The sequence below is a fragment of the Streptomyces sp. NPDC052042 genome, assembly GCF_044548345.1.
In the GTDB taxonomy this organism is placed as follows: domain Bacteria; phylum Actinomycetota; class Actinomycetes; order Streptomycetales; family Streptomycetaceae; genus Streptomyces.
In genome coordinates this window covers 46088-71972 of record NZ_JBIUBU010000024.1, presented here as the reverse complement: position 1 = coordinate 71972, position 25885 = coordinate 46088, and the positions used below count along the sequence as shown (strand labels likewise).

Annotated in this window: 19 protein-coding genes; 9 read left to right on the top strand and 10 right to left on the bottom strand. The window is 72.8% G+C overall.

What is annotated here, in order from left to right:
• Positions 1-14 precede the first annotated feature (14 nt).
• A complete protein-coding gene (locus ACIHCL_RS29685) occupies positions 15-908 on the top strand; it encodes an ABC transporter permease (RefSeq protein ID WP_399866688.1) in 894 nt (297 codons plus the stop codon).
• A 113-nt stretch (positions 909-1021) separates the two neighbouring features.
• On the top strand, positions 1022-2377 hold the full coding sequence (locus tag ACIHCL_RS29680; protein ID WP_399866687.1) for a serine hydrolase domain-containing protein: 1356 nt from the start codon (positions 1022-1024) through the stop codon (positions 2375-2377).
• Positions 2378-2534: 157 nt separating this feature from the next.
• On the opposite strand, the gene ACIHCL_RS29675 is transcribed toward ACIHCL_RS29680, so the two are convergent.
• The 10 genes from ACIHCL_RS29675 to ACIHCL_RS29630 form a co-directional block, all read right to left on the bottom strand.
• Positions 2535-2849 carry a hypothetical protein gene (locus ACIHCL_RS29675; RefSeq protein WP_399866684.1) on the bottom strand — a complete coding sequence of 105 codons (315 nt, stop codon included), beginning with the start codon at positions 2847-2849 and terminating at the stop codon, positions 2535-2537.
• 170 nt (positions 2850-3019) lie between these two features.
• Positions 3020-4363: an MFS transporter gene (locus tag ACIHCL_RS29670; RefSeq protein WP_399866682.1), complete on the bottom strand. Its 1344-nt coding sequence runs from the start codon at positions 4361-4363 to the stop codon at positions 3020-3022.
• 375 nt (positions 4364-4738) lie between these two features.
• Complete coding sequence (locus tag ACIHCL_RS29665) at positions 4739-5701, bottom strand: Gfo/Idh/MocA family oxidoreductase (RefSeq protein WP_399866680.1); 963 nt, start codon at positions 5699-5701, stop codon at positions 4739-4741.
• Positions 5701-6543, bottom strand: coding sequence for a class III extradiol dioxygenase subunit beta (locus ACIHCL_RS29660; RefSeq protein ID WP_399866678.1), 843 nt, complete (start codon positions 6541-6543; stop codon positions 5701-5703). The genes ACIHCL_RS29665 and ACIHCL_RS29660 overlap by 1 nt, the downstream gene beginning before the upstream one ends.
• A gap of 2 nt (positions 6544-6545) precedes the next feature.
• Positions 6546-6935 (bottom strand): protocatechuate 4,5-dioxygenase subunit alpha, encoded by a 390-nt coding sequence (gene ligA / locus ACIHCL_RS29655; protein ID WP_399866677.1) that lies wholly within the window; start codon positions 6933-6935, stop codon positions 6546-6548.
• Positions 6932-7834 carry an amidohydrolase family protein gene (locus tag ACIHCL_RS29650; protein ID WP_399866675.1) on the bottom strand — a complete coding sequence of 301 codons (903 nt, stop codon included), beginning with the start codon at positions 7832-7834 and terminating at the stop codon, positions 6932-6934. Before ACIHCL_RS29650 ends, ligA begins: the two co-directional genes overlap by 4 nt.
• Positions 7831-8847, bottom strand: coding sequence for an amidohydrolase family protein (locus tag ACIHCL_RS29645; protein WP_399866672.1), 1017 nt, complete (start codon positions 8845-8847; stop codon positions 7831-7833). The genes ACIHCL_RS29650 and ACIHCL_RS29645 overlap by 4 nt, the downstream gene beginning before the upstream one ends.
• Entirely contained in the window at positions 8844-10007 is a 1164-nt protein-coding gene (locus ACIHCL_RS29640) for a 4-oxalomesaconate tautomerase (RefSeq protein WP_399866670.1), read from the bottom strand. The genes ACIHCL_RS29645 and ACIHCL_RS29640 overlap by 4 nt, the downstream gene beginning before the upstream one ends.
• A complete protein-coding gene (locus ACIHCL_RS29635) occupies positions 10007-10693 on the bottom strand; it encodes a 4-carboxy-4-hydroxy-2-oxoadipate aldolase/oxaloacetate decarboxylase (RefSeq protein WP_399866668.1) in 687 nt (228 codons plus the stop codon). The genes ACIHCL_RS29640 and ACIHCL_RS29635 overlap by 1 nt, the downstream gene beginning before the upstream one ends.
• Entirely contained in the window at positions 10690-11874 is a 1185-nt protein-coding gene (locus tag ACIHCL_RS29630) for a 4-hydroxybenzoate 3-monooxygenase (protein ID WP_399866666.1), read from the bottom strand. The genes ACIHCL_RS29635 and ACIHCL_RS29630 overlap by 4 nt, the downstream gene beginning before the upstream one ends.
• A gap of 118 nt (positions 11875-11992) precedes the next feature.
• On the opposite strand from ACIHCL_RS29630, the gene ACIHCL_RS29625 reads away from it, so the two are divergent.
• The 7 genes from ACIHCL_RS29625 (at position 11993) to ACIHCL_RS29595 (ending at position 25764) form a co-directional block, all read left to right on the top strand.
• Positions 11993-12769 (top strand): IclR family transcriptional regulator, encoded by a 777-nt coding sequence (locus tag ACIHCL_RS29625; protein ID WP_399866665.1) that lies wholly within the window; start codon positions 11993-11995, stop codon positions 12767-12769.
• An 872-nt stretch (positions 12770-13641) separates the two neighbouring features.
• A complete protein-coding gene (locus ACIHCL_RS29620; RefSeq protein ID WP_399866664.1) occupies positions 13642-16470 on the top strand; it encodes a LuxR C-terminal-related transcriptional regulator in 2829 nt (942 codons plus the stop codon).
• Between the two features lie 152 nt (positions 16471-16622).
• Entirely contained in the window at positions 16623-19388 is a 2766-nt protein-coding gene (locus tag ACIHCL_RS29615; protein ID WP_399866663.1) for an AAA family ATPase, read from the top strand.
• Positions 19385-22327 carry an AAA family ATPase gene (locus tag ACIHCL_RS29610; RefSeq protein WP_399866661.1) on the top strand — a complete coding sequence of 981 codons (2943 nt, stop codon included), beginning with the start codon at positions 19385-19387 and terminating at the stop codon, positions 22325-22327. Before ACIHCL_RS29615 ends, ACIHCL_RS29610 begins: the two co-directional genes overlap by 4 nt.
• A gap of 322 nt (positions 22328-22649) precedes the next feature.
• Complete coding sequence (locus ACIHCL_RS29605; protein ID WP_399866659.1) at positions 22650-23744, top strand: cytochrome P450; 1095 nt, start codon at positions 22650-22652, stop codon at positions 23742-23744.
• Positions 23741-23953 carry a ferredoxin gene (locus ACIHCL_RS29600; protein ID WP_399866658.1) on the top strand — a complete coding sequence of 71 codons (213 nt, stop codon included), beginning with the start codon at positions 23741-23743 and terminating at the stop codon, positions 23951-23953. The genes ACIHCL_RS29605 and ACIHCL_RS29600 overlap by 4 nt, the downstream gene beginning before the upstream one ends.
• Before the next feature lie 137 nt (positions 23954-24090).
• Positions 24091-25764, top strand: coding sequence for a GMC oxidoreductase (locus ACIHCL_RS29595; RefSeq protein ID WP_399866656.1), 1674 nt, complete (start codon positions 24091-24093; stop codon positions 25762-25764).
• Positions 25765-25885: the final 121 nt, after the last annotated feature.

The following is a 25885-nucleotide window of genomic DNA, read 5'->3' as shown; positions in this document are numbered from 1 at the left end:
ACACGGGAGTCAGCGTGACCAACACCGTCGCCCGCCCATCCCCTCCGGCCACCCCGGTCAGCGCCCCCAGGCGCTTCCTCCGTTGGCCGGTGCGCGGGCTCGTCGCCAACATCGCCGTGCTCCTGATCGTCGGTTACGTCCTCCTCGCGGTCTTCGGCTCCGTCATCACGCCGTACGAACCCAACGAGGTCGGGGTCGGGCCGCGGCTGTCGCCGCCGTCGCCGGACCACTGGCTGGGAACGGACGCGCTGGGCCGCGACCAACTCTCCCGCATCATCGCCGCCGCCCGCCCGGCTCTGCTGTCCGCGCTGTACGCGGTGCTGTTCGCCCTGGTGATCGGCACCACCATCGGCATCGCGGCGGGCTTCCTCGGCCGGCTCTGGGACGGGGTCCTGTCCCGCTTCGTCGATCTGCTGTTCGCCATCCCCGAGTACCTGCTCGCGATCCTCGTGATCGCGGTGATGGGCAGCGGTCTGATCAACGCCTCGCTGGCGATCGGCATCGTGAGCGTTCCCCGGTTCGCCCGCATCGCCCGGAGTTCGACACTGGAGGTCGCACAACGCAGCTTCGTCGACGCCGCCCGGCTGTGCGGGCGCGGCAAGTCCTGGATCATGTTCCGCCACGTCCTGCCCAACATCGCCTCCCCGATCGTCATCATGACCGCGATCAGCCTGTCGACCGCGGAAGGGGCCTACGCGGCGCTGAGCTTCCTCGGGTTCGGCGTCCGACCGCCCGACGCGGACTACGGCAGCATGATCTCCTCCTCCCAGCAGTACCTGCTCACCGATCCCTGGATCGTCGCGTTCCCGGCGATCGCCTTCGTGGTGCTCGTCCTCGCGTTCAACCTGCTCGGTGACGTCATGCGCGACCGCTTGGACCCGCATACCCGCACCGCATCCGGCGCCTGACCGCCTCGTGTCCCGACCGGGAAGGTCCATCGGCTCGCGACGCCCGGTCACAGCACTGGCACCCGCCCCGCATCCGTCTTGCCCCGCTTTCGTTCCGCAGGAGAAACACCACCGTGTCAGACTTCACCGCCCTCCTCGACGAGCACGTCCCTGAAATCCTGGAGCGCCACGGCGTACCGGGTGCCGCCGTGGGCATCCTGGCCGACGGCGAAACGGCGCTGCTCGGCTACGGCATCACCAACCTGGCGCACAGCCTCCCCGTGGACCCGGACACCATCTTCCAGATCGGCTCGATCTCCAAGACGATGCTCGGCTTCGTCATCGGGCGGCTGGCCGACCAGCATCTGGTGGATCTGGACGGTCCCGTGGCCCCGCTCCTCCCCGCCGGGGCGGGCCTCGACGAGCGCATCACCCTGCGCCAACTGATCACACACACCTCGGGCATCGACGCGCAGAACATGATCGCCGACGCCCCGGCGCTGCTCGCCGGTCACGCCGACGACTCCGTCCAGGCGTCGCTCGCCCACTTCGCCCGCCGCCCGCTGCTCTTCGCCCCCGGAACGGACTACTCGTACAGCGGCCCCGGAATCATGGTGGCCGCAGCGGTGGTGGAACGGGTCACCGGACGGCACTACACGGACGTCCTCCAGGACGAGGTCCTCGCCCCGGCCGGTATGTCGGGGACGTTCACCACGGCCGATCAGGTCGTGACCCGGCGGGTCGCAGCGCCGCACGGCCGCACCGCCGACGGCGGGCCCACGCTCCTGGTCGACCAGGGGTGGCAGCGACACTGGCAGCTGCCGGGCTGGGACGTGCCCGGCGGCGGTGTCCTCAGCAGCGCAAGGGACCTCATGCGGTACGCAGCCCATGTCACGCTGCCCGGCGCGCCCAGCGGTCTCTTCCACCCCCACGCGCACCGCGGCCGCGCGGGCCACGACATCGGCCTGGCCTGGATGCTTGAGGAACGGGCGGGCCGGGCGGCGGCGGCGCACGACGGTCTGACCATCGGCTACGCGAGCCGGCTGGTGCTCGTCCCCTCACTGCATCTCGCGTACGCCGTCCTCACCAACTCCCTTGAGGGCGCGGCCGTGGCGGACGAGATCGAGCGGCTGATCCTCACGGAGGCGACGGGCGAGCCGCCCGTCCGTGAGCTGCGAGGCATCGACGGTGATCTGGCCGAGGCCCTGCTGGGCACCTACGACTGCGGGTTCTACGGCACGATCACGCTCGTCCGGGGGGCGCGTGACGGCGAGCTGCGCCTGGTCGCCGAGCCGGCCCGCACGGAGCCGGGCCAGTACGTCATCGAGCTCGACTCCCCGGACCGGCTCGTCCTGGCCCCGCCGGACACCCTGGTGGCTCTCGGGGAGGAAGGCGACCCGCTGGGGGACGCTCTCTCCTTCGTCCGCGAGGCGGACGGCACCGTCCGCGCACTGCGGTACCACGACCGGCTCGCGCGACGGCTCCCCTGACGGCCGGGCGCGGTTCCCCCTCACACCGTCCTGGACACCGCGAGCGGGCCCTCAGGCCGCAGACCAGGGTGGTGCCGTAGCCCGAGAACCACTGCACGCCCCGGGCCACGAATCTCGTCGTCCGTCTGCGCGGGGGCTGTGGGGCGAACCGCGTGCGTCACAGCCCGGACCAGCCCCAGGGACGGGGCCGTGCACCGTAGCGATGGGGGCGCACGGCATCGCCGTTGTCGGCTTGGACGGCGTCCGGCATGGAATCCAGGACCGACACGCTGTTCGTTGCTGCCATGGTTTGGGGCCCGGCGCCGTCCGGCTCGACAACGGCAGCGGCGTGCTCGGCGGGAAGGACACCGGTGACGATCAGCGCGTCGGCGCGGTCGTATCGCAGACCGAAGACGCTGAACACCTCACCTGTGCCGGGCGGGTCGACCCGCGCAGCGGGGCCGGACCGGTCCAGGCCGAGGCACCCGAACATCTCCTCGACGGCGCCGGCCGGCTCCGTGACCTCCGGCCCGCGACCGGGACCGGCATCGCGCAGGGCGGGGGTGCGGCCCCGAGGAGGCGGGGTGACCGTCCGTCCGCCGGGGACCGGAGCCAGGGCCGGGGCCGGGCGGTCGGCCCGCCCGGCCCCGGCCCTCGTTCTGCCTAGCCCACGCCGCCCGCCGGGGCCGGGACGGCCGCCTTCGGCCGGTCGGCCACGGGCAGCAGCAGGAAGAGCGCGGCGGAGAGTACGAAGATCGCCGCGACCCCCAGATAGAGGATCTGCGCGGACCAGCCGCCGTCGAGCAGGCCGCCCGCGACGGTCGGGGCGAGGATCGACCCGATGCGTCCGATCGCCAGGGCGCTGCCGAGGCCGGTCGCCCGGACGCCGGTGTCGTACAGCGTGGCGGTGAGCGCGTACAGTCCGGCCACACAGCCGTTGACGAAGACTCCGATCAGCACGGCCAGGGCGAAGGCCGCCCCGAGCGCGGAGGTCGAGGCACTGAACGCCGTGAGCAGGACGGCCATGGCCACGAGGTAGGCCATGAGGACGGAGCGCAGCACGAAACGTGAGGCCAGGAGGCCCAGAACGGCCGCGCCGAAGATGCCGCCGAAGTTGAGGAGGGTTCCGCCCGTCAGGCCCTGGCTGCTGGACAGGCCCGCTTCCACCAGGAGGGTGGGTGTCCAGCTCATCACGAAGTAGAAGCAGGACATGATCAGGAAGAATCCGGCCCACAGCACGAGCGTGGAGCGGCGTAGTGCGGGGGACAGCAGTTCCCGGAACCCTCTCCCGACGCCGGACGGGACCGCGGTGGGCTCGGGAAGGCTCTCCAGCGCCGGTTGTCCCATGTGCCGGGCCAGGGCGTTGATCTTCTCCAGGGCGTGCTTGGGCCGGCGTGAGAGGAGGAAGCCCAGCGACTCGGGCAGCCAGAGGAGGGCCGGCGGGACGGCGGCCGCGGTGGCGATGCCGCCGACCAGGAAGACCGAGCGCCAGCCGAACCGCTCGATCATGCCGACCGCGAGCAGCCCGCCTCCGGTGGCGCCGATGCCGTAGCCGGTGGCGATGAGACTGACGGCGAGCCCACGCCAGCGGCGGGAGGCGTACTCGCTGGCGATGACACTGCTACTGGCGAGCACACCGCCGATGCCGATGCCGGTCAGGACGCGGAGCCCCCCGAGTTGGGCGGCCGTCTGGGCGAACGCGGACAACAGCATTCCGGCGGCGGAGACCGCCAGGCAGCCGATGATGACGGGACGGCGGCCGATGCGGTCGGCCCAGGGGGCCACGCAGAGCGCGCCGAGGGCCATGCCGACCAGGCCCGCGCTGAGCAGCAGACCGAGTTGGGAGGAGCTCAGCTCCCACTCGGTGGACACGGCCTTCCCGGTGAAGGCCATGACCAGCACGTCGAAGCCGTCGAGCGCATTGAGAAGGACGCACACCGCGACCGCGCGCCACTGGAAGCGGCTCATCGGTCCTTCCTCGAAGGCGGTGCGCAGCGAGCCGGTCACCGGGTCGCTCCGGATCTGGAGAAAGAGCGGGAAAAGCGCATGGCGGCACTCCATTGTGTCTGTGGTGGGTGGCGACGTGGTTCCAGTGGCGCGCACTGGTGAGGTGAGTCCGGGCGCGACCGGCCCGGGATGTTCGCGTCTCTGCCGTCGGCCCGGACGGGCGGCCGGCGGCTGCGCGTTCGGGCGTACGACCCCGAGCAGGCGTGCCGTGGGGAGGCCGGCGGTGCGCTCGGTCCGAGCGCCGCGGCGGAGGCGGGCGTTGGTGTGCCCCGGTACTGCGGCCCAGGTCCTGGCCGGCGTACGGCTGTGTGTCCAGGACAGGGCCGGGTGAGGAGCGGTCGGGGTCGCTGACCGCGGTCCTCGGGACGCTGCTCGTCAGGCCGCGAGCAGCTGTTCGAGTTCGGCGAGTGTCCGGTAGCCGTCGAGTACGGCGGTCAGGCTGGACTCGGGCTCGCGGTTCTCCCGGATGGCCGCGACGAACTCGCGGTCCTGGCCCTCGACGCCCGGCGTGGCGTCGAACGGGGAGAGGTCGATGGGCTCGCCGCGGCCGGAGGTCAGGGCGTCGTAGTGGGCGAGGTAGGTGGCGGTGTCCCCGATGTAGCGGAACGTGCTTCCCTGCGGACCGTCGTTGTTGAAGCTCAGGGACAGCGTGCAGACGGTTCCGCCGCTGGTGAGCAGGTGGACGGCCATGTCCATGGCGATTCCCAGTCCGGGGTGGTCGGGCCCTCGGATCGCGTGTGCGGCGACGATGTCCTCCCTTGTCTGATACCGCAGCAGGTCCACGGTGTGCGCCGCGTGGTGCCACAGAAGATGGTCGGTCCAGGTACGCGGCTGGTTCAGGGCGTTGAGATTGCTCCTGCGCAAGAAGTGCGTGCGCACCTCAAGTTGCTGGAGCCGGAACTCGCCGGTCCCGAGGCGGTGACGAATCCACCGGTGCGACGGGTTGAACCGGCGGGTGTGTCCGACCATGCAGATCCGGCCCGTCTCACGCTGGGCCGCCGCCACGGCTCGTACGTCCGCCCAGTTGTCCGCCACCGGGATCTCGACCTGGACGTGCTTCCCACTGCGCAGGGCCGCGATGGCCTGCTGGGCGTGCAGAGGGGTGGGGGTGCAGAGGATGACGGCGTCGATGTCGTCGCGCTTCAGCACGTCTGCCAGATCCGTGGCGGCCTCGGCCGCGCCGAACCGCAGCGCGACATCGCGTGCCTCGTCGCGATGGGGCGTCACGACGACGGCCAGTTCCGCGTCGTCGATGGTGACCAGGCTTTCGAGGTGCCGGCGGCCGAAGGCACCGGTGCCCGCCAGCGCGATCCGGGTGGGGGACGTGGCGATCGGCATCAGCTCAGCGCTTCCAGGACCAGGTGTCCGACGGCGGTGTTGGAGGCCGGCACATGGTAGTGGCGGTGGATCTCCCGCACGTCGTCGCCCAGAGCGCCGCGCATGATCAGCCACATCACCATCTCGATCCCCTCGGAGCCGGCCTCCCGCAGGTATTCGAGGTGGGGGATGCGGCGCAGCGCCTGGGGGTCCGAGGTGAGTCTGTCCAGGAAGGAGAGGTCGAAGGGGGTGTTGATCAGGCCGGCCCGGGGGCCCTGGAGTTGGTGGCTCATGCCGCCGGTCCCCCAGACCTGGACCTTGAGGTCCTCGCCGTAACTGTGTACAGCCTTCCGGATCGCCTCGCCCAGCATCCAACACCGGTTCCCCGTCGGCGGCGGGTACTGGACGACGTTCACCGCCAGCGGTACGACCTTCACCGGCCACGCCTCGGCCTCGCCGAACATCAGCGTCATCGGAACGGTGAAGCCGTGGTCGACGTCCATCTTGTTCATGATGGTGATGTCGAACTCGTCCAGGATCAGGGACTGGGCCAGATGCCAGGCCAGGTCCGGGTGGCCCTCGGCGATCGGCACGGGGCGGGCGCCGAACCCCTCGTCGGCGGGCGAGAAGCGCTCCGCGCAGCCCAGTGCGAAGGTGGGGATCATGTCCAGGGAGAAGGCCGAGGCATGGTCGTTGTAGATGAGGATGACGACGTCGGGCCGTTCGCGGCCGATCCACTCCCGGGTCCACTCGTACCCCTGGAACAACGGCTTCCAGTAGTCCTGTTCGGTCTTGCCGTGATCGACGGCCGCTCCGATGGCCGGAACGTGGCTCGTGGTGATCCCCGCGGTGATCCGCGCCATGGCTATCGTCCTTCCCTGATGGACCGTCGGCCTTCCGGCGAACGACCGCCGGCACGCATCGTCGCGGTGTATTCCTCGACCGGGATTCCGGTCATGGCGCTGGCCGCTTCCGGGAACGAGGTCCCGTCGGTGGCGAAGATCTTCGCGAGGAAGTAGATGTTCCCGCCTTCCGCGATCGCGGCGTTCCAGTCGCGTGTGAGTACGGCCTGCCTCTGGGCCTCGGTCATCGGCCATTCATCGAGATAGGCTCGTTCGTCGGCCTTGAATCTCTCCCGGTTCTCCGGGCGGGTGAGGCTCATGCAGAATTGATTGAGGTGGTATCCCTTCCGTGATTGCTCGCCGGTGAACACGGTGGTCCCCGGGATGTCCTCCAGATCCGCCTTCAGTGTCATCGCCCCTCCCCCCAGTACAGTCGCGTCGGGTTACTGACCAGCAGTCGGTGCTGCTTTTCCTCGTCGGTGGCAATGCGTGGTACGAAGTCGACCAGGCTGCCGTCGTCCGGCATATGGCTCTTCAGATTGGGGTGGGGCCAGTCGGTTCCCCACAGGACCCGGTCCGGGAACGCGTCCACGAGGGCCCTCGCGAACGGCACGACGTCGTCGTAGCCGGGGGGCCCGGACGCGGTGAGCCGGTCCGGGCAGGACACCTTCGCCCAGAATTGCGGGTGGTCCCGCAGCAGGGTCATGAAGCGCTCGAACCCCGGACCGTCCACCGGCTGCGTGACGTCGGGGCGCCCCATGTGATCGACGACCACGACCGTGGGCAGGGAGGTGAGGAAGTCCCAGCGTTCGGCCAGGTCGGCCATCTCGAAGTACACCACGACGTGCCAGCCGAGCCGTGCGATCCGCTCGACGACGGCACGGTAGTACTGGTCCGGTTTCGGATCGACCAGCCGCCTGACGAAGTTGAACCGTACGGCCCGTACGCCCGCTTCGTGGAGGCGTTCGAGTTCGTCGTCCGTGATGTCGGCGCGCACCGTGGCGACCCCTCGGGCCCGGCCGTCCGCGGCGTGCAGGGCGTCCATGAGGGCGCTGTTGTCCGCTCCGTGGCAGGTGGCCTGGACGATCACGTTCTTGTCGAAGCCGAGGAAGTCCCGCAGCCGGAACAACGCGTCGCGGCCGGCGTCGACCGGGGTGTACTTCCGTTCGGGCGCATAGGGGAAGCGGTCGCCGGGCCCGAAGACGTGGCAGTGGGCGTCCACCGATCCTGGCGGTGGCCGGAAGGCCGGAGTGCTCGGATTCCGGTGGTACGGCAGCCAGTCGGCGTCCGGCCGGAAGGGGGCGGCCGTCATCGTGACCTCGCCTTCAGCGCGGTGTCCAGGCGTGGATAGACCCGGCGCGCGTTGTGCTCGTAGACCTTGGCCCGTACGTCCGGGGGAAGGTCGAGCGCCTCGACGTACCGCCGGGTGTCGTCGAAGAAGTGGCCCGTGCGCGGGTCGATGCCGCGGACGGCGCCGATCATCTCCGAGCCGAAGAGGATGTTGTCGGTGTCGATGACGTCGAAGAGCAGATCGATCCCGGGCTGGTGGTAGACGCAGGTATCGAAGAAGACGTTCCGCATGACGTGCTCCGCCGGTCGGGGCTTGCCCAGCATGTCGGCGAGGCCCCGGTAGCGGCCCCAGTGGTACGGGACCGCTCCGCCGCCGTGCGGGATGATCAGGCGCAGTTCCGGCAGGTCGGCGAAGAGGTCGCCGCTCAGCAACTGCATGAACGCGGTGGTGTCCGCGTTGAGGTAGTGCGCGCCGGTGGCGTGGAAGCTCCGGTTCGCGGTTCCCGAGACGTGCACCATGGCGGGCACGTCCAACTCGATCATGACCTCGTAGAAGGGGTACCAGTTCCGGTCGGTCAGGGGTGGCGCGGTCCAGTGTCCGCCGCTGGGGTCGGGATTGAGGTTGCAGCCGACGAAGCCGAGCTCCAGGACGCATCGTCTGAGCTCGTCGATGGACCGCTCGATGGGAACGCCCGGCGACTGCGGAAGCTGGCCCACTCCGATGAACCGGTCCGGGTACAGGGTCGTGACCCGGTGGATGAGGTCGTTGTTCACCCGCGTCCAGGCGGCACTGACCTCATCGTCGCCGATGTGATGGGCCATGGCGGAGGCACGGGGGGAGAAGACGGTCATGTCGATGCCGCGTTCGTCCATCAGCTTCAGCTGGCCCGCGACGGACTCATGGATCTGGTCGTCACTGATCGCCGGGTACGTCGGGGCCGGCCCGCCGTCGGTGAAGGCCGCCACCTGGGCGTCCCGCCAGTCGGCGTGCTCGGCGGGCACCGTGGTGTAGTGGCCGTGACAGTCGATGATCATTCTGTGTCTCCCTCGTGAGCGGCGGGGGTGGCCCGGCCGGCGTCCGGACCCACCGGCCGGGCCTCGGTCTCGGCCCCGGGGAAGTCCGCGGCGAAGGCGTCACCGCGCATCAGCAGGCGCGCGGTACGCAGCAGGGCGGCCCGTCTGACGGTCACCGTCGTGCCCTCGACGGTGACGTCCATGGAGACGGCGAAACAGCCGGTGGGGTGCTCGATGTCGAGCTCTTCGCCGTCGGGGGACCGGCGGCCGGCCCGGGCGAGGCCGGCCGCCACCGAACCGGGCACCCGGCAGGCGGTCGCGACCGACACCGCGCCGAACACGCCGATCGCCTCGTGCACCCGGTGCGGGATGAAGGTGCGGGTGGCGATCACGCCGCCGTGCTCGGGTTCCGAGAGCAGACTGACCTTCGGCACGGTCTTGTCCCGCACATCTCCCAGGTTCATCAGCCGGCCCGCGGCCAGTCGCAGCCTCTCCACCCTCGCCCGCAGCTCGGTGTCGGCCTCCAGTTCGGCGGGGCCCTCGTGGCCGGTCACACCCAGCGCCTCGGCGGCGACGCAGACCACCGGCATCCCGTTGTCGATGCAGGTGACGGGGGTCCCCTCCACCAGGTCCACCGCGTTGCCGGTCGGCAGCAGCGACCCACAGGTGGAGCCGGCGGAGTCCTGGAAGTCGATCAGGATCGGAGCGTGGGTACCGGGCACACCGTCGATGCGCGCCGCTCCGTCGTAGCGCACCCGGCGGCCGGGCGTCCGGACCCGGGCGACGGCGAGGCTGCGGGTGTTCTCCATCCAGATCCGCACGGCCGTGACGGGGTCGCCCGGATCGACCAGGCCCTGCTCGATCGCGAAAGGCGCGACGGCGGCGAGCATGTTGCCGCAGTTCTGGTTGCCCGACACCTCCGTCCGGTCGGGCCACACCTGGAGGAACAGGTAGTCCACGTCCGCGTCGGGGCGGGCGGACCGCCGCACCACCGCCACCTTCGAGGTGAGCGGATGGGCGCCGCCCAGGCCGTCGATCTGTCGGGGATCGGGCGAACCCAGCAGGGAGCGCAGCATGGCGTCACGGTCCGCCCGGTCACCCGGCAGGTCCGTGGCGAGGAAGAACAGTCCCTTGGACGTGCCGCCGCGCATCACCGAACAGGGAATCGCCCGCCCGCTCATCAAGACCCATCCGCGTCGATGTAGCGGAGGCCGCGCTCGGCGAGCCGGTCGCGCATCCCGTACATGTCCAGGCCGAGCTCGCCCGCGGCCAGCCTCCTCCGTTTGTCCGCCTCCTGGGCTTCGCGCAGCCGGGCCTTCTCCAGGACGGTCCCGGCCCGGGACCGCTCCACCACCACGACACCGTCGTCGTCGGCGAGGACGACGTCGCCGGGCCGGATGAGCCTGCCGCCGCAGACCACGGGCGTCTGTACGTTGCCGAGGGTCTCCTTCACGGTGCCCTGGGCGCTGACCGCGGCCGACCACACCGGGAACCCCATGGCTGTGAGTTCGGCCGTGTCCCGCACACCGGCGTCGATGACCAGGCCCCGTACGCCGTGGGCGCGCAGGCTCACGGCGAGGAGTTCGCCGAAGTATCCGTCCGAGCAGGCACTGGTGGGCGCCACGACCAGGATGTCCCCGGGCCTGGCCTGCTCCACGGCGACGTGCAGCATCCAGTTGTCACCTGGCGCCACCTCACACGTCAGCGCCGTGCCGGCGACGCGGACCGACCTGTGTATCGGACGCAGCCGCGGGTCGAGCAGGCCGGACCGTCCCTGCGCCTCGTGCACCGTGGCGACACCGAGTTCGGCAAGTCCGTCGACGATCTCGCCGTCGGTCCGCGTGACATTGCGAACAACCACGCTCATCGGTAGGACCATCCTCTGTCGTAGGTCAGGCCGGTGTAGTTCTCGGCGAGTGCGGCGGCCGCAGGCCGGGAGGAGGCGATCCACTCCAGCTGAGTCGTGCCGAGGCGGTCGTCGAAGACGTCGGCGCCCGGTGACTTGTGCAGGATCGACGTCATCCACCACGAGAAGTGGGTGGCCCGCCACACCCGGCGGGACGCCTCCTCGGTGTAGGCGGCCAACAGGTCCTCGCGCCGGTCGTGGTAGTAGCCGCCGAGCGCGTGCGAAAGCAGGCGGACGTCGGCCACGGCGAGGTTCATGCCCTTGGCCCCCGTGGGCGGCACGATGTGGGCGGCGTCGCCGGCCAGGAACAGCCGACCGTGCTGCATCGGGGTGGCCACGAAGCTACGCATGGGCGTGATGCTCTTGTCGAGCAGCGGGCCCTCGGTCAGCGCGAAGCCCTCGTTGTCGCTCAGCCTGGTGTGCAGTTCGGCCCACACCCGTTCGTCGGGCCAGTCGGCGAGGTCCGCGTCCGGCGCCACTTGCAGATAGAGCCGGGTGACGTGGGCCGAGCGCATACTGTGCAGGGCGAAGCCGCGGTCGTGCCGCGCGTAGACGACCTCGGGGCACGAGGGCGGCGCTTCGACGAGAATCCCCAGCCAGGAGTACGGGTACGTGCGCTCGTACTCGTCCAGACCCGGTATCGCACCCCGGCTGATTCCGTGGAAGCCGTCCGCGCCGATGATGAAGTCGCAGACGAGTTCGGTGCTTTCGTCCCCGTCCACGAAAGTGATGCGGGGCCGCTCACCGTCGATGTCATGCACGGCCACGCCCTCGGCCCCGAAGCGGATGTCCCCACCCGCCTCCAGTCGAGCGGCGACGAGGTCCTTGACCACTTCCTGCTGGCCATAGACGGTGACGCAGCGCCCCACCAGCTCTTCCAGGTCGAGCCGGTGGGTGCGCCCGCCGAAGCGCACGTTCAGACCTTCGTGGACCATCCCCTCGGCGTCCAGCCGCTCGGCGACCCCCGCCTCGCGGAGCGTTTGGACCGTGCCGTGCTCCAGGACGCCGGCCCGCACCCGCTGCTCGACGAAGTCCCGGTCCCGCCGCTCCAGGACGACCGAGTCGATGCCCTGCAGGGAGAGCAAGTGCGACAGCAGAAGGCCCGCGGGCCCGGCTCCGATGATCCCCACTTGAGTCCGCATCCACACCCTCCGTATTGCTTCTCTCGGTTTCTGGTGGCAGCTTGTCCGGCGAGGCCAGGATGTGGGGGACGATTTCCACCCTGAGGGAAACTTTGTGGTCAGAGCAGGTGAACAGGTCATGAGCACCGGCCGGTTGTCGAGCACACAGCGCGCACTCGCGATATTGGACTGCTTCACCACGGACGCGCCGACACTGACGCTGTCGCAGATCGCCCGACGACTGCGCCAACCGGTGTCGTCCACCCACCGCCAGCTCCAGGAGCTGACCCACTGGGGTGCGCTGGAGCGCGACGCGTCGGGGCGCTACGCGATCGGCCTGCACCTGTGGGAGGTCGGCTCGCTGGCCCCGCGGAGCAAGAGCCTGCGCGAGGTGTCGCTGCCGTTCCTGGAGGATCTGTACGAAGCCACGCACCAGAACGTGCAGGTGGCCGTTCTCGACGGCGACGAAGTCGTCTACGTCGAGCGCCTGTTCAGCCACGCCGCCACCCGGATCATCGCCGACCCGGGCACCCGCCTCCCGCTGCATCCCACGGGCGTCGGCCGGGTCCTGCTCGCCCACTCGGGTACGGAGCGGATCAACGAGGTGCTGCGCGGCCCGCTCCAGCCGTACACCGAGTACACCGTGGTGGACCCGCACCAGCTGCGGCGCGAGCTCGCCGCCATCCTCCGCACCGGCTACGCGATCACGGACCGGCAGTTCGAGCTCGTGTCGACCTCGGTCGCGGCGCCGATCCGCGGCCCGGACCAGAGTGTGATCGCGGCACTGTCGATCATCGTGCCGTCGCGCGACGGCACGGCCCACGGCTTCGTCCCGGCCGTGGTGACCGCCGCCCGGAGGATCTCCCGCGCGTTGGGAGCGCAACTCAAGCACCCGGTCGCGCCGGCGCGGAGGTAGCCGAGCCGGCCCGGCGGCCCAGGGTGGCGTGTTCCGGACCCCCGGACTCCGTCGCGCCGGGCGAGGAGTACGGCCAGGGCCTGTGCCTCGGGCGCCTCCACGTCCACGCCGACCGGCCGCCCGGCCACCGAGACCAGGCCCAGGCCGCCCGTATGGGACAGGGAGAAGTGCGGCGCGCCCGGACCGGCCGGCGCCGGCCGTCCGTGGGGGCCGCCGCAGCACGGGCAGGATCGGCGCACGAACTCCAATTCCGTCGGAGGGACGTCCTCGTAGGCGCTGAGCACCCGGCGCAGCGCGAGGTGCGCGGCCACGTAGCGGCTCCGGTCCAGAGGATGGACGGAGCCGACGGCCCGGGCGCGCCCCTGCGCGTCCAGCGGGGACTCGTCGAGGATCACGGAGCGCAGCCCGGAGTCCGGGACGCGTAACAGCCACAGGTCAAGCACGCCCCCGTCCGGCCGGGGACGTGCCCCCGGCCAGGGCGATTTCACATGGGACAGCACGCAGCACTCCGACGGGTTCGGCGGCCGACCACCGCCCCGGCACGATAACGCAGCCGGGTAACGGGAATTGATGGCCTGATAATGGCTGCACCGTTCCGCCACGAGGCCGCCCCGCACCCGCCGCCTCCCACGGAAAACAAGGGAATTCGGCATTGAGGAAAGGCCGAAATCCGGTGCGGTTTTCCGCCGACGGGCGCCTCGTGGTGGCACGTGCCTCGGCCAAGGTCCAGTGCATTATGGCTCAAATTGAGCGGATCGGCCGGAAGTTCCTCCGGTACATCCCCTACGGTCTTGGTCACGCAAAGACATTCCGGCGTTGTACCGCCGGATGATCCAGAGGGCGGTTCCACGAAGGAAGAGGGAAATACAGTGGTGTTCACCGCTGGAATGGCGCAGGGCCCGGTCATGCACCCGGACGCCCCCACCCCTGAACTCGAAACCTTGCTGCGCCACGCCGCCGAGGCCCGGGCGGGCACCGCGCGGGCCGTTCTCGTCAGAGGCCCCGCCGGAATCGGCAGGACCCGCCTGCTGACCCTCGCCCGGCAGCGGCTCGCGGCTGCGGGATACACCGTCCGGTACGCCGCCGGCCCGCCGGACGGCCCGGCCCGCACACGTACGGTGGACACCCTGCTGCCGGCCCCGTCCGGGCAGCCGGCCGGCCCCCCGGACGGGGCGCACGACCTCCACCACCGGCACGCGCTCCACGGCCGCGCCCTGGACCTGCTCTCCGCCGGACCCCTGGCCCTGGTCATCGACGACGCGCAGTGGTGCGACGAAGCCTCCCTGCGCTGCGCCGACTTCATCCTGCGCCACGCCGCCGTCCGGCCCCTGCTCCTGGTCCTCGCGCAGCGCACCGACGCCCCCGGCCCCGGAACCCCCGTACTCGCCGAGATCCTCGCCCAAGGCCGCTGCACCGTCCTCGAACCCGCCCCGCTCTCCGAAGTCGGCATTGCCCACGTGGTCACCCATACGTCCGGCGGGCCGGCGGACCATCGGTTCGTCCGGCGCTGTGCCGAACTCACCGGCGGCAACCCGCTGCTCCTGGACCGGCTGCTCGCCACCCTGCGCACCCTCGGCATACCGCCCGACGCGCACGCCGTGCACCAGCTGAGCACCGTCCACCAGACCGTGCTGACCTCGAGGATCCCCGAGCTGCTGGCCGCCGGCCCGCGCCGGGTCCGGCAGGCGGCCACCGCCCTCGCGGTGCTCGGCCGGGCCACCCCCGATCTGCTCGCCGCGCTCAGCGGACTGGACGCCCGGGCCGTGGAATGCGCGCTGACGGCACTGCGCCGGATAGAGGCCGTGGCCGAGGGCTCCCCGCCGCTCATGCGGGAGGGCCTTCGGCACGCGGTCCTCGCCACCCTGACCGCACCCGAACTCCGGGGCCTGCGGGTCCGGGCCGCCCGGGTCCTCAGCGACGCCGGACAGCCCGCCCCGGAGGTCGCCGAGCAGCTCGCCCCGCTGGACCGGATCGACGAACCCTGGATGTTCGCCGTCCTGCGCGACGCCGCAGCCGAGGCCCCCACCCGGGCGACCGTCAGGGCCGCCGGCCGCTGGCTGCGCGGCGAGGCGGGCCGCGCCCTCACCGACGCCGAACGCGGCGGCCTGCACGTGGAACTGGCTCGCGCCGCCAGCCGTACCGTCGCCACCCCGGCACACGCCCTCCGGCACCTGCGCCAGGCCCTTGCCCTCACCCCCGACCCGCGCGGGCAGGCACCCGTCGCCGTGCAGTACGCCATGATGGCGCTCGGCACCCGCCGCGCTCCCGAAGGCCTGCGGTTACTGGAGCGGGTGCTGGACCGCCTGACCGGACCCCCGGGCAGCGGTACCGGCCCCGCCGACCGGGAGCTGCGTACGACGGTCGAATCCGCCCTGCTGGCCACCGCCGTCAACGACCGCACGGCGCTGGCCGCCGCACGTGCCCGGGCCGCCGCCCTGCCCGTACCGACCGGGCACGGTCCGGCCGACCGGCGCCTGCTCGCGGCGCTCAGCGCCTTCGCCGCCCTCGACGGCGGCTCCGCGGCCCGGGCCGCCGCCTTCGCCCGTCAGGCCCTGCGCGCCGACGAACCCGGCACCGCCGGCTGGGGGGTGTTCTGCTCCTCGGCGGTCCTCGCGCTCGCCGACCTCGTCGACGAGGCACTCGCCGCCCTGGACCGGGTGCTGTCACCGGCCCAGGCCCACCCCCCGCTGTGGCCCCGGTGCGCGGCGCTGGCCGGCCGCTCCCTGATCCTGCACGGCACCGGCGACGTCGCCGCCGCCGCGCGGGACGCCTGGGCCGCCACCGAGGGAACCGGCCCGGCCGGGGCCCCGCCCCTCGCCCACCTCGCACTGAGCTCCGTACTGCTCTCCCAGGGGGAGGTGGAACGCGCCGGCGCCGTGCTCGACGGACTTGCCCGCACCGCGAGCCACCTGGACCGCAGCGTCTGGGAATGGCACCTCTACCTGTATACCTCGGGCGAGGTCCGCCGGCGGCGGGGCGACCTCGAAGGGGCGCTCGACCTGTGGCGGCGGTGCGGTCGCAGCCAGGAGGAGGCGGGCATCGCCAACCCGGTCCTCGCCCCCTGGTGGCTGTCGACCGCCACCGCCCTGGGCAGGCTGGGCCGGGGCGCCGAAGCCGCCGGGATCGTCGAAGCGGCCCTGGACCGGACCCGGAACTGGGGGACCCCGCGCGCCCTGGGGCTGGGCCTGGTCGCGGCGGCCTCGCTCGTCGGGGGCCGGGTCCGTACGGAGCTGCTGGCCGAGGCCGTGGAGACCCTGGCCGGCTCTCCGGCCCGGCTGGAGCTGGCCAGGGCCGAGTACCGACTCGGCCGGGAGCTCCTCGAGCTCGGCGACGCCCGCGCCGCGCGCGGCCATCTGCGCCAGGCCATCGAACTCGCCACCCGCTGCGGTTCCCACGCGCTGACCGCCACCGCCCGCGACACGCTGGTGACCGCCGGCGGACGGATGCCGCAGCTGGCCGTCGCGCCCGTGGACTCCCTGACCCCCAGCGAGCGCCGGATCGCCACCCTGGCCCAGCGCGGCCACAGCAACAAGAAGATCGCGGAGGCGCTGTTCATCACCCCGCGCACGGTGGAGATGCACCTGACCAACGTCTACCGCAAGCTCGACGTCCGGGGCCGGGGCGACCTGCCGCGTGGCCTCGGCTCCCGCCCCCGCCCCGCCGTGCCCCGCCCGGCAGCAGGCGTACCGGCCACCCCCTAGGGGCCGCGGCCCCGAGTCCCGCCCGACCCCCGGTCCCTGGCCCACCGCGCGTCGAGCCCGCACGGTCCCGAGGGCCCGTGGCTACCTCCGGACGCCCGCACGGGGCCGGCGGGGGAGCCCCATCGACACCACACCCAGAAGGACGGACAGCCATGCCACGGACGACAGCCGCCCCGCCGGGCCCGGCCCCCGGCCCCGGCGGCCGGGAGGCGGAGGCGCCCATCGGGCGGGACACCGAGGACCGGCTGCTGCGGGGCCTGCTGGCCGACCTGCGGCGGGGCCTTCCCGCACTCGTCGAGGTCCACGGACCGCCCGGCATCGGACGCAGCACACTGCTGGACCACGCCGCGGCCCTCGCCGCCGAAGCAGGAGTGCGGGTCGCTGTGGCAGCGGCCTCGCCCGAGGAGAGCGGCCTGCCCCACGGGGTCGCCGCCCAGCTCCGCACCCAGCTGCCGCCCGGCCCCGCCGGTCCCGGTGACGGCCCGCCCGCCGACGCATGCGCACCCTTCCTGGCCGCCGCCCGCAGCCATCCCCTGCTGCTCGTCGTCGACGACGTCCAGTGGGCCGACCAGCCGTCACTACGCCGGCTCCAGGCACTGGCCCGGCGGCTGGCCGGGGTACCGCTGATGCTGCTCACCTCCCGCAACAGCGCCGCCCGACCCGATCCGTACGACCGGATCGAGCCCTGCCCGCTCGCCGACGGGCGCTCGGTGGCCCGGCACGCGCTGGACCTGCCCCCGCTGCCCGACGAAGCCGTATGCCGCGTCCTCGCCCGCACTTGGCCCGACTCCGTCGACGAAGCCTTCCAGCAGGAGGCCGTCCGCTGCCTCGACGGCAACCCCGCTCTGCTGCGGTCGGTCATCGCCCGGTTCGTACGGCACGGCTGGGCCCCGCGCACCGGCCACCTCGCCCACCTCGCGGAGAGCGCGGCGGAGGCCGTCAGGGAACGCACCGTGCGCACCCTCCCCCTTCTGTCGGCGGAACTTCTCGGCGTCCTGCGCGCGATGGCGGTCGCCGGACCCGACTGCACCCCCGGCCTGATCCACGCGCTGGCCACCGGCCCCCGCAGCCTGGGCACCGCCCGGGCCCTGACCCTGCTGTCCGGCACCGGCCTGCTCGCCGCCGGCCCCCGAGCCGCCCTGCGCGGCGAAGCCACCGCCCGGGCCGTACTGGCCGACCTCGGCACCGAGCAACGGGAGGAACTGCACGCCCGCGCGGCCGAATGGGCCCACCGCGCCGCCCTGCCCGACAGCGCCGTGGCCAGGATGCTGCTGGGCGCCGGCCGGATCGGCGTCCCCTGGGCGGTGGCGACCCTGCGCCGCCGGGCCGCCGAACACCGGGCGGCCGGCCGCCACGCCCAGGCCGCCCGGCTGCTGGAACGGGCCCTGCGCGAGCCGGTGCCGGAGGAGCTGCGGGTACGGCTGCTGACCGAGCTGGGCACCGCCGTGCTCCCCACCGAGCCCGAGGCCGCGAGCCGCCACCTGCACCGCGCCCTGGACCCCCCTGCGGGCGGAACCGGATCCGCCCCCGCCGACCCCGGCACGGTACGGGCCCGGCTGCGCGCGGCGGAGCTCCTCGTGGCCCGCGGCGACGTCCTCACCCCCGCCGCCCGCATCGCCCGGGCCGTCGCCGAAGCGGAGCCGGGCACCGCCGAGCACTCCGCGCTGCGGGCCCTGCACTGGATGGCCGAGCATGGCCGCGCCGACCCGGAGGACGGCTGCGGATCGCCGCTGCTCGAAGCCTGGCCCGCCCGGCCCGAACAGGCCGCCGAGGCCGCCGTCGCCGCCTGGCGGACCGCGCAGCGGGGCCTGGACATCACCCGCGCCCGGGGGCTCGCCCGGGCCGCCCTGACCCCGGAGGCCCACGAGCACGTGCCGCCGGCCGTCCGGGCTGCCGCCGCGTACGCGCTCGTGCTGACCGGGGACACGGGGGAGGCCCGGAACGCCCTCGACGAGATCCTGGTGTGCGCCGGACAGCGGGACGCCCCGCCGGTGGCCGGGGCGGCCCTGCTCGTCACCTGCCTCGCCGAGCTGTGGGGCGGACGGGACGCCGCCGCCTCGGAGGCCCTGGACCGCTGCGAGGAGGTCATGCCCCGCCGCTGCTGGCACCCCCTCATGGCGCCCGGCCCCCTCGCCCTGCGGGCCCTGCTCGACCTGCGGCGGGGCGACGCGGACGCCGCCGCGCGGATCCTGGAGACCCCGCTGCCGCCCGCCTCCGAGGCGGGTCTGGCCTGGGCCTACCTCCTCTACGCGCGCGGGCGGTTCCGGCTCGCGGCCGGGGAGCGCGACGGTGCCCTCGCCGACCTGCTGGAATGCGGACGCCGGCTGCTGGCCCGGCAGGCGGCCAACCCCGCCCTGCTGCCCTGGCGTTCGGCCGCCGCGCGGACCCGCGACCCCGAGGACCCCCTGGCGGTGCGGCTGCTGGCCGAGGAGCGCCGCCGGGCCCTGCTGTGGGGCTCGCCCGCCGCGCTCGCCACGGCGCTGGCCCCGGGCCCCGGCGGGGCCGCCGTGCCCGGAGCGCCGGTGCCGGCCCCGGGGCGCGCGGCCGGCTGGCAGTACCGGCAGGCGCTGGTGGCCCTCGGTACGGCCCGCTTCTCGGGTCACCTCACCGTCGACTCCCTGCTCGGCGACGACCGGGCCGCGGCCGGCCCCGCACCGGCCCCCCGACCCGACCCGGCCGGGCAGCCGGAACCGGAGCGGGGCGACGGCGTACGACGCGACGTGCTCACCGACGCCGAGGCCCGGGTCGCGGCGCTCGCCGCCGGGGGCCTGCCCAACCGGGCCATCGCGGGGGAACTCGCCGTCACCGCTCGCACCGTGGAGCAGCACCTGACGAAGGCATACCGGAAGCTCGGCATCCGTGGGCGTGCCCAGCTGGCCGCGGCACTCGAACGAACAGCGACGGAGGAACCCGCATGAATCCCCTGCTCCACCGGAAGCAGGAACTCGACCTGATCACGGCAGCGTTGGACGCCACGGCCCACAGTGCGGGAGGCGGGTCGCTGACGGTGGTGACCGGGGGCTTCGGCATGGGCAAGACCGCCCTGCTGAGGGCCCTGCCGGAGCTCGCCGAACGCCGGGGCATCCGCGTCCTCACCGCGAGCGGAACCCCGTACGAACAGGCCTTTGACTTCGGTGTGCTCAGCCAGCTGCTGACCCCGCTGCTGCCCGCCGCCGGGGGCTCCGCCACCCCGCCCGACGGCCGGGCCGATCCCCCCGCCGGTCCCGGACAGGACGCAGCGCTGCTCACCCTGGTCGCCGAACACGGCGACCGCAAACCGCTGCTCCTGCTGGTGGACGACCTCCAGTGGGCCGACACCCCCTCGCTGCGCTGGCTCGCCCGGCTTGCCGGACGGCTGCCCCGGCTGCGCGTCACCCTGGTCGCCGCCCTCCGCGAAGGGGACCCCGGCGAGGACGAACCCGGCCTCCAGCACCTCACCGGTCGCGCTGCCGCCGTCCTGCGGCTGCGTCCGCTGTCCCCCGGGGCCACCGCCGAACTCGTCGGCACCCGCCTCGGCCGGGCCGTGGACCAGGGCTGCGCCGAAGCCTGCCACGAGGCGACCGGCGGACACCCCCTGCTGCTCACGGCCACCCTCGACGCCCTGACCGCCGCCGGACCGCAGGCCACCGAGGGGCGGCTGCCCGATGCGCGGGTCCTGCGCGGGATGCGGCCCGACGGCCTGCGCGAACGCCTCGCGGTGGTCCTGCGCGGCCAACGGTCGCCGGTGCGGCGGTTCGCGGCTGCCCTGGCCGTCCTCGACGAGGACACCGTCGAGGGCATCGGAGCCACCGGAGACGCGCGGGACACCAGCGCCACCGGGGAGGACCTCGCGGGCAGGCTCGCAGGACTCGACGCCACCGGCCGCGCCGAGGCCGTCCGGGCGCTGCGCCGACTCGGCCTGCTCGCGGAGGACCCCGTACCCCGGTTCGTCCACCCGGTGGTCGCGGATGTTGTCGAGGAGGCGATGGCCCCCGCTGAAGCCGAGGCCGTGCGGCTGCGCGCCGCCCTCCTGCTGCACCAGGGCGGCCACCCCGCCGAGCGGGTCGCCGCCCAGCTGCCCGCCGTCTCCTCCTGCGAGGAGCCCTGGGCGCGGGACATCCTGCGGGCCGCCGCGACCGACGCCCTGCGCCGCACGGACCCGGAAGCCGCCGCCCGCTACCTGCGCCGCGCCCTGCTCATCAGTCCGCCCGAGGGACCCTGCCGTGCCGAGCTCCTCGTGGAACTCGCCACCATCGAGCGGGACTTCGCCCCCAGGGCGGCGCTGCGCCACTTCACCCAGGCGCTGCTCCTCCTCCCGGCGCCGGCCCGGCGCGCCCGGGTGGCGGGCCGGATACCGCCGTTCCTCCTCGACGACTGCCCGACCGCCACCCTCGACACCGTCGCCAGGACGGCTGCCGAACTGGGGGACGCGGCCGGTCTCACCGGCACCGCCCGCCGCAGCGCCCTGCGGCTGGAAGCCCGGCTCCGGCACGCGGCCGTGGCCGGCCCGGCCGAACTGGCCGCCTCCGCCGACCGGTTACGGGCCCTTGGACCCGTACCCTGCCTGGACAGCGCGGCCGACCGGGAACGGATCACCGTCCTGCTCCACGGGGCCGTCCTGGCCCAGCAGGTCACCGGCGCCGAGGCCGTGCCCCTCGCCGAACGGCTGCTCCAGCACGAGCCGGCCACTCCGGACCACGTCCACACCGCCCTGCCCCTGCTGACCCACGTCCTGGTCGCCGCCGACTCCCTCGGCACCATCGGCCCCTGGCTGGACACCGCGTACGAACGGGCCCGCCGCGACCACACCACCGTCCCGCGCGCCCTGATCGCCGTCGAGCTCGCCCACCTTGCCCTGGCCCGGGGGGACCTGACGACGGCCCGCGCCCACGCCGCCGAGGCGCTCGACCTGGACGCCACCGACTGGGCCACCCTCCGCACCCTGGCCGCCGTCGTCCTGGTCGCCCTCGAAGCCCGGGACACCGCCCTGTGCGAAAGGCTGCTGTCCAGCACTCCGCCGGACGCCTCCCACGGCCCCCTGCCCTCCCTGCGCCTGCTCATCCGAGGCTCCGCCGCCGCCCTGCGCCACGACCTGCCGACCGCCCTGGGCTGCTACCTCGACTGGGGCCGTACCGCCGAACGCGCCCACTGGCACAACCCGGCCGTCGCGCCCTGGCGCAGCTGGGTCTCCGCGCTGCACTACCGGATGGGCCGGCCCGGCCAGGCCCACGACCTCATGGATGAGGAGTACGCGCGCGCCGTCAGCTGGGGCAGCCCGGTGGCCATCGGCCGCGCCCAGCGCGGCCGGGGCGCGCTCACCGGGGGAGAACGGGGGCTCGCCCTGCTGCGCGATTCCGCCGCCACCCTGGAACGGACCGCTCACGTCCTCGAACAGGGCCGCACCTCCCTGCTCCTCGGCAGACGGCTGCTGGCCGCCGGACGGGAGGCCGAGGCCGAGGCCGAGTACCACCTGACCCGGGCCCGGGAGCAGGGGCTGACGTGCGGGGCGCCCTGGATCGCCGACCGGGCCGGACGCGCCCTGCACACCATCGCCGGCTCGCAGGGCGCGGACGCGGTCGCCGCGCTGACCCGCACCGAGCGCCGCGTCGCCGGACTCGCCGCCGCCGGCACCTCCAACCGGGCCATCGCCGAACGGCTGGAGGTCAGCGCCCGGGCGGTCGAGAAGCACCTCACCCAGGCCTACCGCAAGCTGCGCATCGACGGCCGCGCCGAACTCGCCCCGATGGCGAGGCTGCTGTCCGAGGAGTGCCCGGAAACCCGACGTAGCCCCGGGGGAGGGGGCGGGCGGAGGGGCGCGGGTCCGACGGGGATCCGTACCGAACCGAACCGAACCGAAGCCTCGCGGTACCGCCCGTAACCGTACCCCCGCTCCACACGCCCACAGGGTTAGCGCACGGGGGATTGGTTTCGTTGACACTCCTGACCGCATCTCCATACCTTCGTCGTGGCGCTGATCGAACTGCGCGGACGGCGGAGTTCGAATTGCAGAACGCCGTGTCAAGAACGCGTTGTCGCCGTGTTGAGGCCGCGTTTCCCAGCGATTCAGCCGCAATACGGCCGGCCATGGAAGGGCATGTATGAGCCAGGGTTTACCGGTGACCTTTTCCACTGTCCGGGACGGATACTTCAATCCGCCCCCGGCTACCCGGTCACTGCGCCGGACCGCACCGCTTACGCGCATGGAATTCGCCGACGGCCATCTCGGATGGCTCGTCACCGGATATTCTGCCGCCCGGACCGTCCTCGCCGACTCCCGGTTCAGCGCCCGCGGGGAGCTCAAGCACCCGCCGGTCCCGCGCGCCGCGACCCTGGACGAGGCCCCGGCCGCACCCCCCGGCATGTTCATCCAGCACGACGACCCCGAGCACCAGCGCTACCGCAAGCTGCTGGTCGGGCAGTTCACCGTCCGCCGCATGCGACTGCTCACCGACTGGATCGAGAAGATCACCGCGGAGCGGCTCGACGAGATGGAGCGCCTCGGCTCCCCCTCCGACCTCTTCGAGCACTTCGCGCTCCCCATCCCCTCCCTCGTCATCTGTGAACTGCTCGGCGTGCCCTACGCCGACCGCGCCACCTTCCAGCACCACACCCACGTCTGGAGCAGCTTCGGCGAGTCCACCGAGGACGTCACCGCCGCCTTCCTGGAACTGGGGGCCTACCTGGGCGGCCTGGTGCGCCTCAAGCGCACCGAACCCGCCGACGACATCCTCAGCGGACTGATCACCGCCGACCCGGACCTCACCGACGAGGAACTCACCTCGATCGCCTTCCTGCTGCTGGTCGCCGGCCACGAGACCACGGCCAACCAGCTCGCCCTCGGCGCTTTCGCCCTGCTGGAACACCCCGAGCAGCTGGCCGTGCTGCGCGCCGACTCCTCGCTGATCGAGGGCGCCGTCGAGGAGAGCCTGCGCTACCTGAGCATCGTCCACCACGGCCCCACCCGGGCCGCCCTGGAGGACGTGGAGATCGAGGGCACCCTCATCGGGGAGGGGGAGGTCGTGATGGTCTCCCTCGCCGCCGCCAACCGTGACCCCGAACGCTTCCCCGACCCCGAGTCCTTCGACGTGACCCGGCGCGCGGCCGGCCACCTCGGCTTCGGCCACGGCATCCACCAGTGCCTGGGTCAGCAGTTGGCCCGCATCGAACTGCGGGTCGGCTTCACCGCCCTGCTGGAGCGCTTCCCGGAACTGCGCCTGGCCTGCCCGCCCGAGGAGATCCGGCTCCGCCACGACATGCAGGTCTACGGCGTGTACGCGCTGCCCGTCGCCTGGTGACGGACGACCCGCTGCGGGTCGGGGTCGACCGGCGGCTGTGCTGCGGGGCCGGCATGTGCGCCCTGCTCGCCCCCGAGGTCTTCGACCAGTGCGAAGAGGGCTTCGTGGTCCTGCTCGAACCCGCCCCGCCCGCCGCCGCGCACGCCGCCGTGCGCGAAGCCACCGACCAGTGCCCCTGCTCGGCGATCACTCTGCACACCACCGACTGACGCGTCCCCGAAGACCTCCCGAACCCCGCCGGAGCCCCCCACGCGACGTCCTGCGCGTGCCTCCCCGAAGGCCTGCCTCGCCCCTCGACGTCTCGCTCCCCGTTGCCTGCCCGCGTTCGCCGCCCGACGCGCCCCCCATGCCCACGGCTCGTCCCCTTCCTCCCGAAAGTCAGGTACATACCGTGGAACAGCACCTGTCACGCCGCCGCATGCTCGGTCTGACGGCCCTCGGCGCGGCGGCCCTCGCGGGCAGCACCACCATCGGCGCCCCCCGGGCCCTGGCCGCCGGCCGCACCGACGGCGGTGAGTTCGTCCCCGCCGTCGTCATCGGCACCGGCTACGGCGCCGCCGTCTCCGCCCTGCGCCTCGGCGAAGCCGGAATTCCCACGGTCATGCTCGAAATGGGCCAACTGTGGAACCAGCCGGGCCCCGACGGCAACGTCTTCTCCGGCATGCTCAAGCCCGACAAGCGCTCCAGCTGGTTCAAGAACCGCACCGAGGCCCCCCTCGGCAGCTTCCTCTGGCTGGACCTGGCCAACCGCGACATCGACCCGTACGCGGGCGTCCTGGACCGGGTCAACTTCGACCAGATGTCCGTGTACGTCGGCCGCGGCGTCGGCGGTGGCTCCCTCGTCAACGGCGGTATGGCGGTGGCACCGAAGCGCTCGTACTTCGAGGAGGTCCTCCCGCGCGTCGACTCCACCGAGATGTACACCCGCTACTTCCCGCGCGCGAACTCCATGCTCCGCGTCAACCACATCGACAACGGCTGGTTCGAGAGCACCGAGTGGTACAAGTTCGCCCGGGTCTCCCGCGACCAGGCCCAGAAGGCCGGACTGGGCGCCGTACACGTCCCCAACGTCTACGACTTCGACCACATGCGGCGCGAGGCGGCCGGGGAGGTCCCCAAGTCGGCGCTCGCCGCCGAGGTCATCTACGGCAACAACCACGGCAAGCAGAGCCTGGACAAGACCTACCTGGCCGCTGCCCTGGGCACCGGTCAGGTCACCATCGAGACCCTGCACCAGGCCAAGGCCATCCGGCAGCAGAAGGACGGCACCTACCTGCTGACCGTCGAGCAGCGGGACGCCGACGGCCGGCTGCTGGCCACCAAGGAGATCTCCTGCCGCCACCTCTTCCTCGGCGCCGGCAGCCTCGGCTCCACCGAACTGCTGCTGCGCGCCCGCGAGACCGGCACCCTGGCGAACCTCAGCCCCGAGATCGGCGCCGACTGGGGCCCGAACGGCAACATCATGACCGCCCGCGCCAACCACGTGTGGAACCCCGTCGGCGCCAACCAGTCCGCCATCCCCGCCATGGGCATCGACGACTGGGACAACCCCCAGAACCCCGTCTTCGCCGAGATCGCCCCCATGCCCGTGGGTCTGGAAACCTGGGTCAGCCTCTACCTGGCGATCACCAAGAACCCCGAACGCGGCACCTTCGCCTACGACCCGGCCACCGACCGGGCCATCCTGCGCTGGACCCGCGACCAGAACACCCCCGCCGTCAACGCCGCGAAGTCGCTGTTCGACCGCATCAACAAGGCGAACACCACGATGTACCGCTACGACCTCTTCGGCAAGCAGCTCAAGGCCTTCTCCGACGACTTCACCTACCACCCGCTCGGCGGCTGCGTCCTCGGCACGGCCACCGACGACTACGGCCGGGTCAAGGGCTACAAGAACCTCTACGTGACCGACGGTTCGCTCATTCCCGGCTCCATCGGCGTGAACCCGTTCGTCACCATCACAGCCCTCGCCGAACGGAACATCGAGCGCGTGATCCGGCAGGACGTCACCGCCTCGTAGACCGGCGGCGGACACCGGTCCGCCGGGCCCCCGGGGCCGTCCGGTCCAGCACGCAGGGGAAACAGCACGGGGCCCTCCCCGGCACGCCCGCACGCCCGAAGGCGCTGCGGAACCAGCAAAC

What these genes read in the sequence shown, in the direction of transcription:
- ACIHCL_RS29675 (WP_399866684.1), bottom strand. Translation starts at nt 2,849, where the DNA reads ATGTTCGGGTGCCTCGGCCTGGACCGGTCCGGCCCCGCTGCGCGGGTC.
- ACIHCL_RS29665 (WP_399866680.1), bottom strand. Translation starts at nt 5,701, where the DNA reads ATGCCGATCGCCACGTCCCCCACCCGGATCGCGCTGGCGGGCACCGGT.
- ACIHCL_RS29660 (WP_399866678.1), bottom strand. Translation starts at nt 6,543, where the DNA reads ATGGCGCGGATCACCGCGGGGATCACCACGAGCCACGTTCCGGCCATC.
- ligA (WP_399866677.1), bottom strand. Translation starts at nt 6,935, where the DNA reads ATGACACTGAAGGCGGATCTGGAGGACATCCCGGGGACCACCGTGTTC.
- ACIHCL_RS29650 (WP_399866675.1), bottom strand. Translation starts at nt 7,834, where the DNA reads ATGACGGCCGCCCCCTTCCGGCCGGACGCCGACTGGCTGCCGTACCAC.
- ACIHCL_RS29645 (WP_399866672.1), bottom strand. Translation starts at nt 8,847, where the DNA reads ATGATCATCGACTGTCACGGCCACTACACCACGGTGCCCGCCGAGCAC.
- ACIHCL_RS29640 (WP_399866670.1), bottom strand. Translation starts at nt 10,007, where the DNA reads ATGAGCGGGCGGGCGATTCCCTGTTCGGTGATGCGCGGCGGCACGTCC.
- ACIHCL_RS29635 (WP_399866668.1), bottom strand. Translation starts at nt 10,693, where the DNA reads ATGAGCGTGGTTGTTCGCAATGTCACGCGGACCGACGGCGAGATCGTC.
- ACIHCL_RS29630 (WP_399866666.1), bottom strand. Translation starts at nt 11,874, where the DNA reads ATGCGGACTCAAGTGGGGATCATCGGAGCCGGGCCCGCGGGCCTTCTG.
- ACIHCL_RS29625 (WP_399866665.1), top strand. Translation starts at nt 11,993, where the DNA reads ATGAGCACCGGCCGGTTGTCGAGCACACAGCGCGCACTCGCGATATTG.
- ACIHCL_RS29615 (WP_399866663.1), top strand. Translation starts at nt 16,623, where the DNA reads ATGCCACGGACGACAGCCGCCCCGCCGGGCCCGGCCCCCGGCCCCGGC.
- ACIHCL_RS29610 (WP_399866661.1), top strand. Translation starts at nt 19,385, where the DNA reads ATGAATCCCCTGCTCCACCGGAAGCAGGAACTCGACCTGATCACGGCA.
- ACIHCL_RS29605 (WP_399866659.1), top strand. Translation starts at nt 22,650, where the DNA reads ATGGAATTCGCCGACGGCCATCTCGGATGGCTCGTCACCGGATATTCT.
- ACIHCL_RS29595 (WP_399866656.1), top strand. Translation starts at nt 24,091, where the DNA reads ATGCCCACGGCTCGTCCCCTTCCTCCCGAAAGTCAGGTACATACCGTG.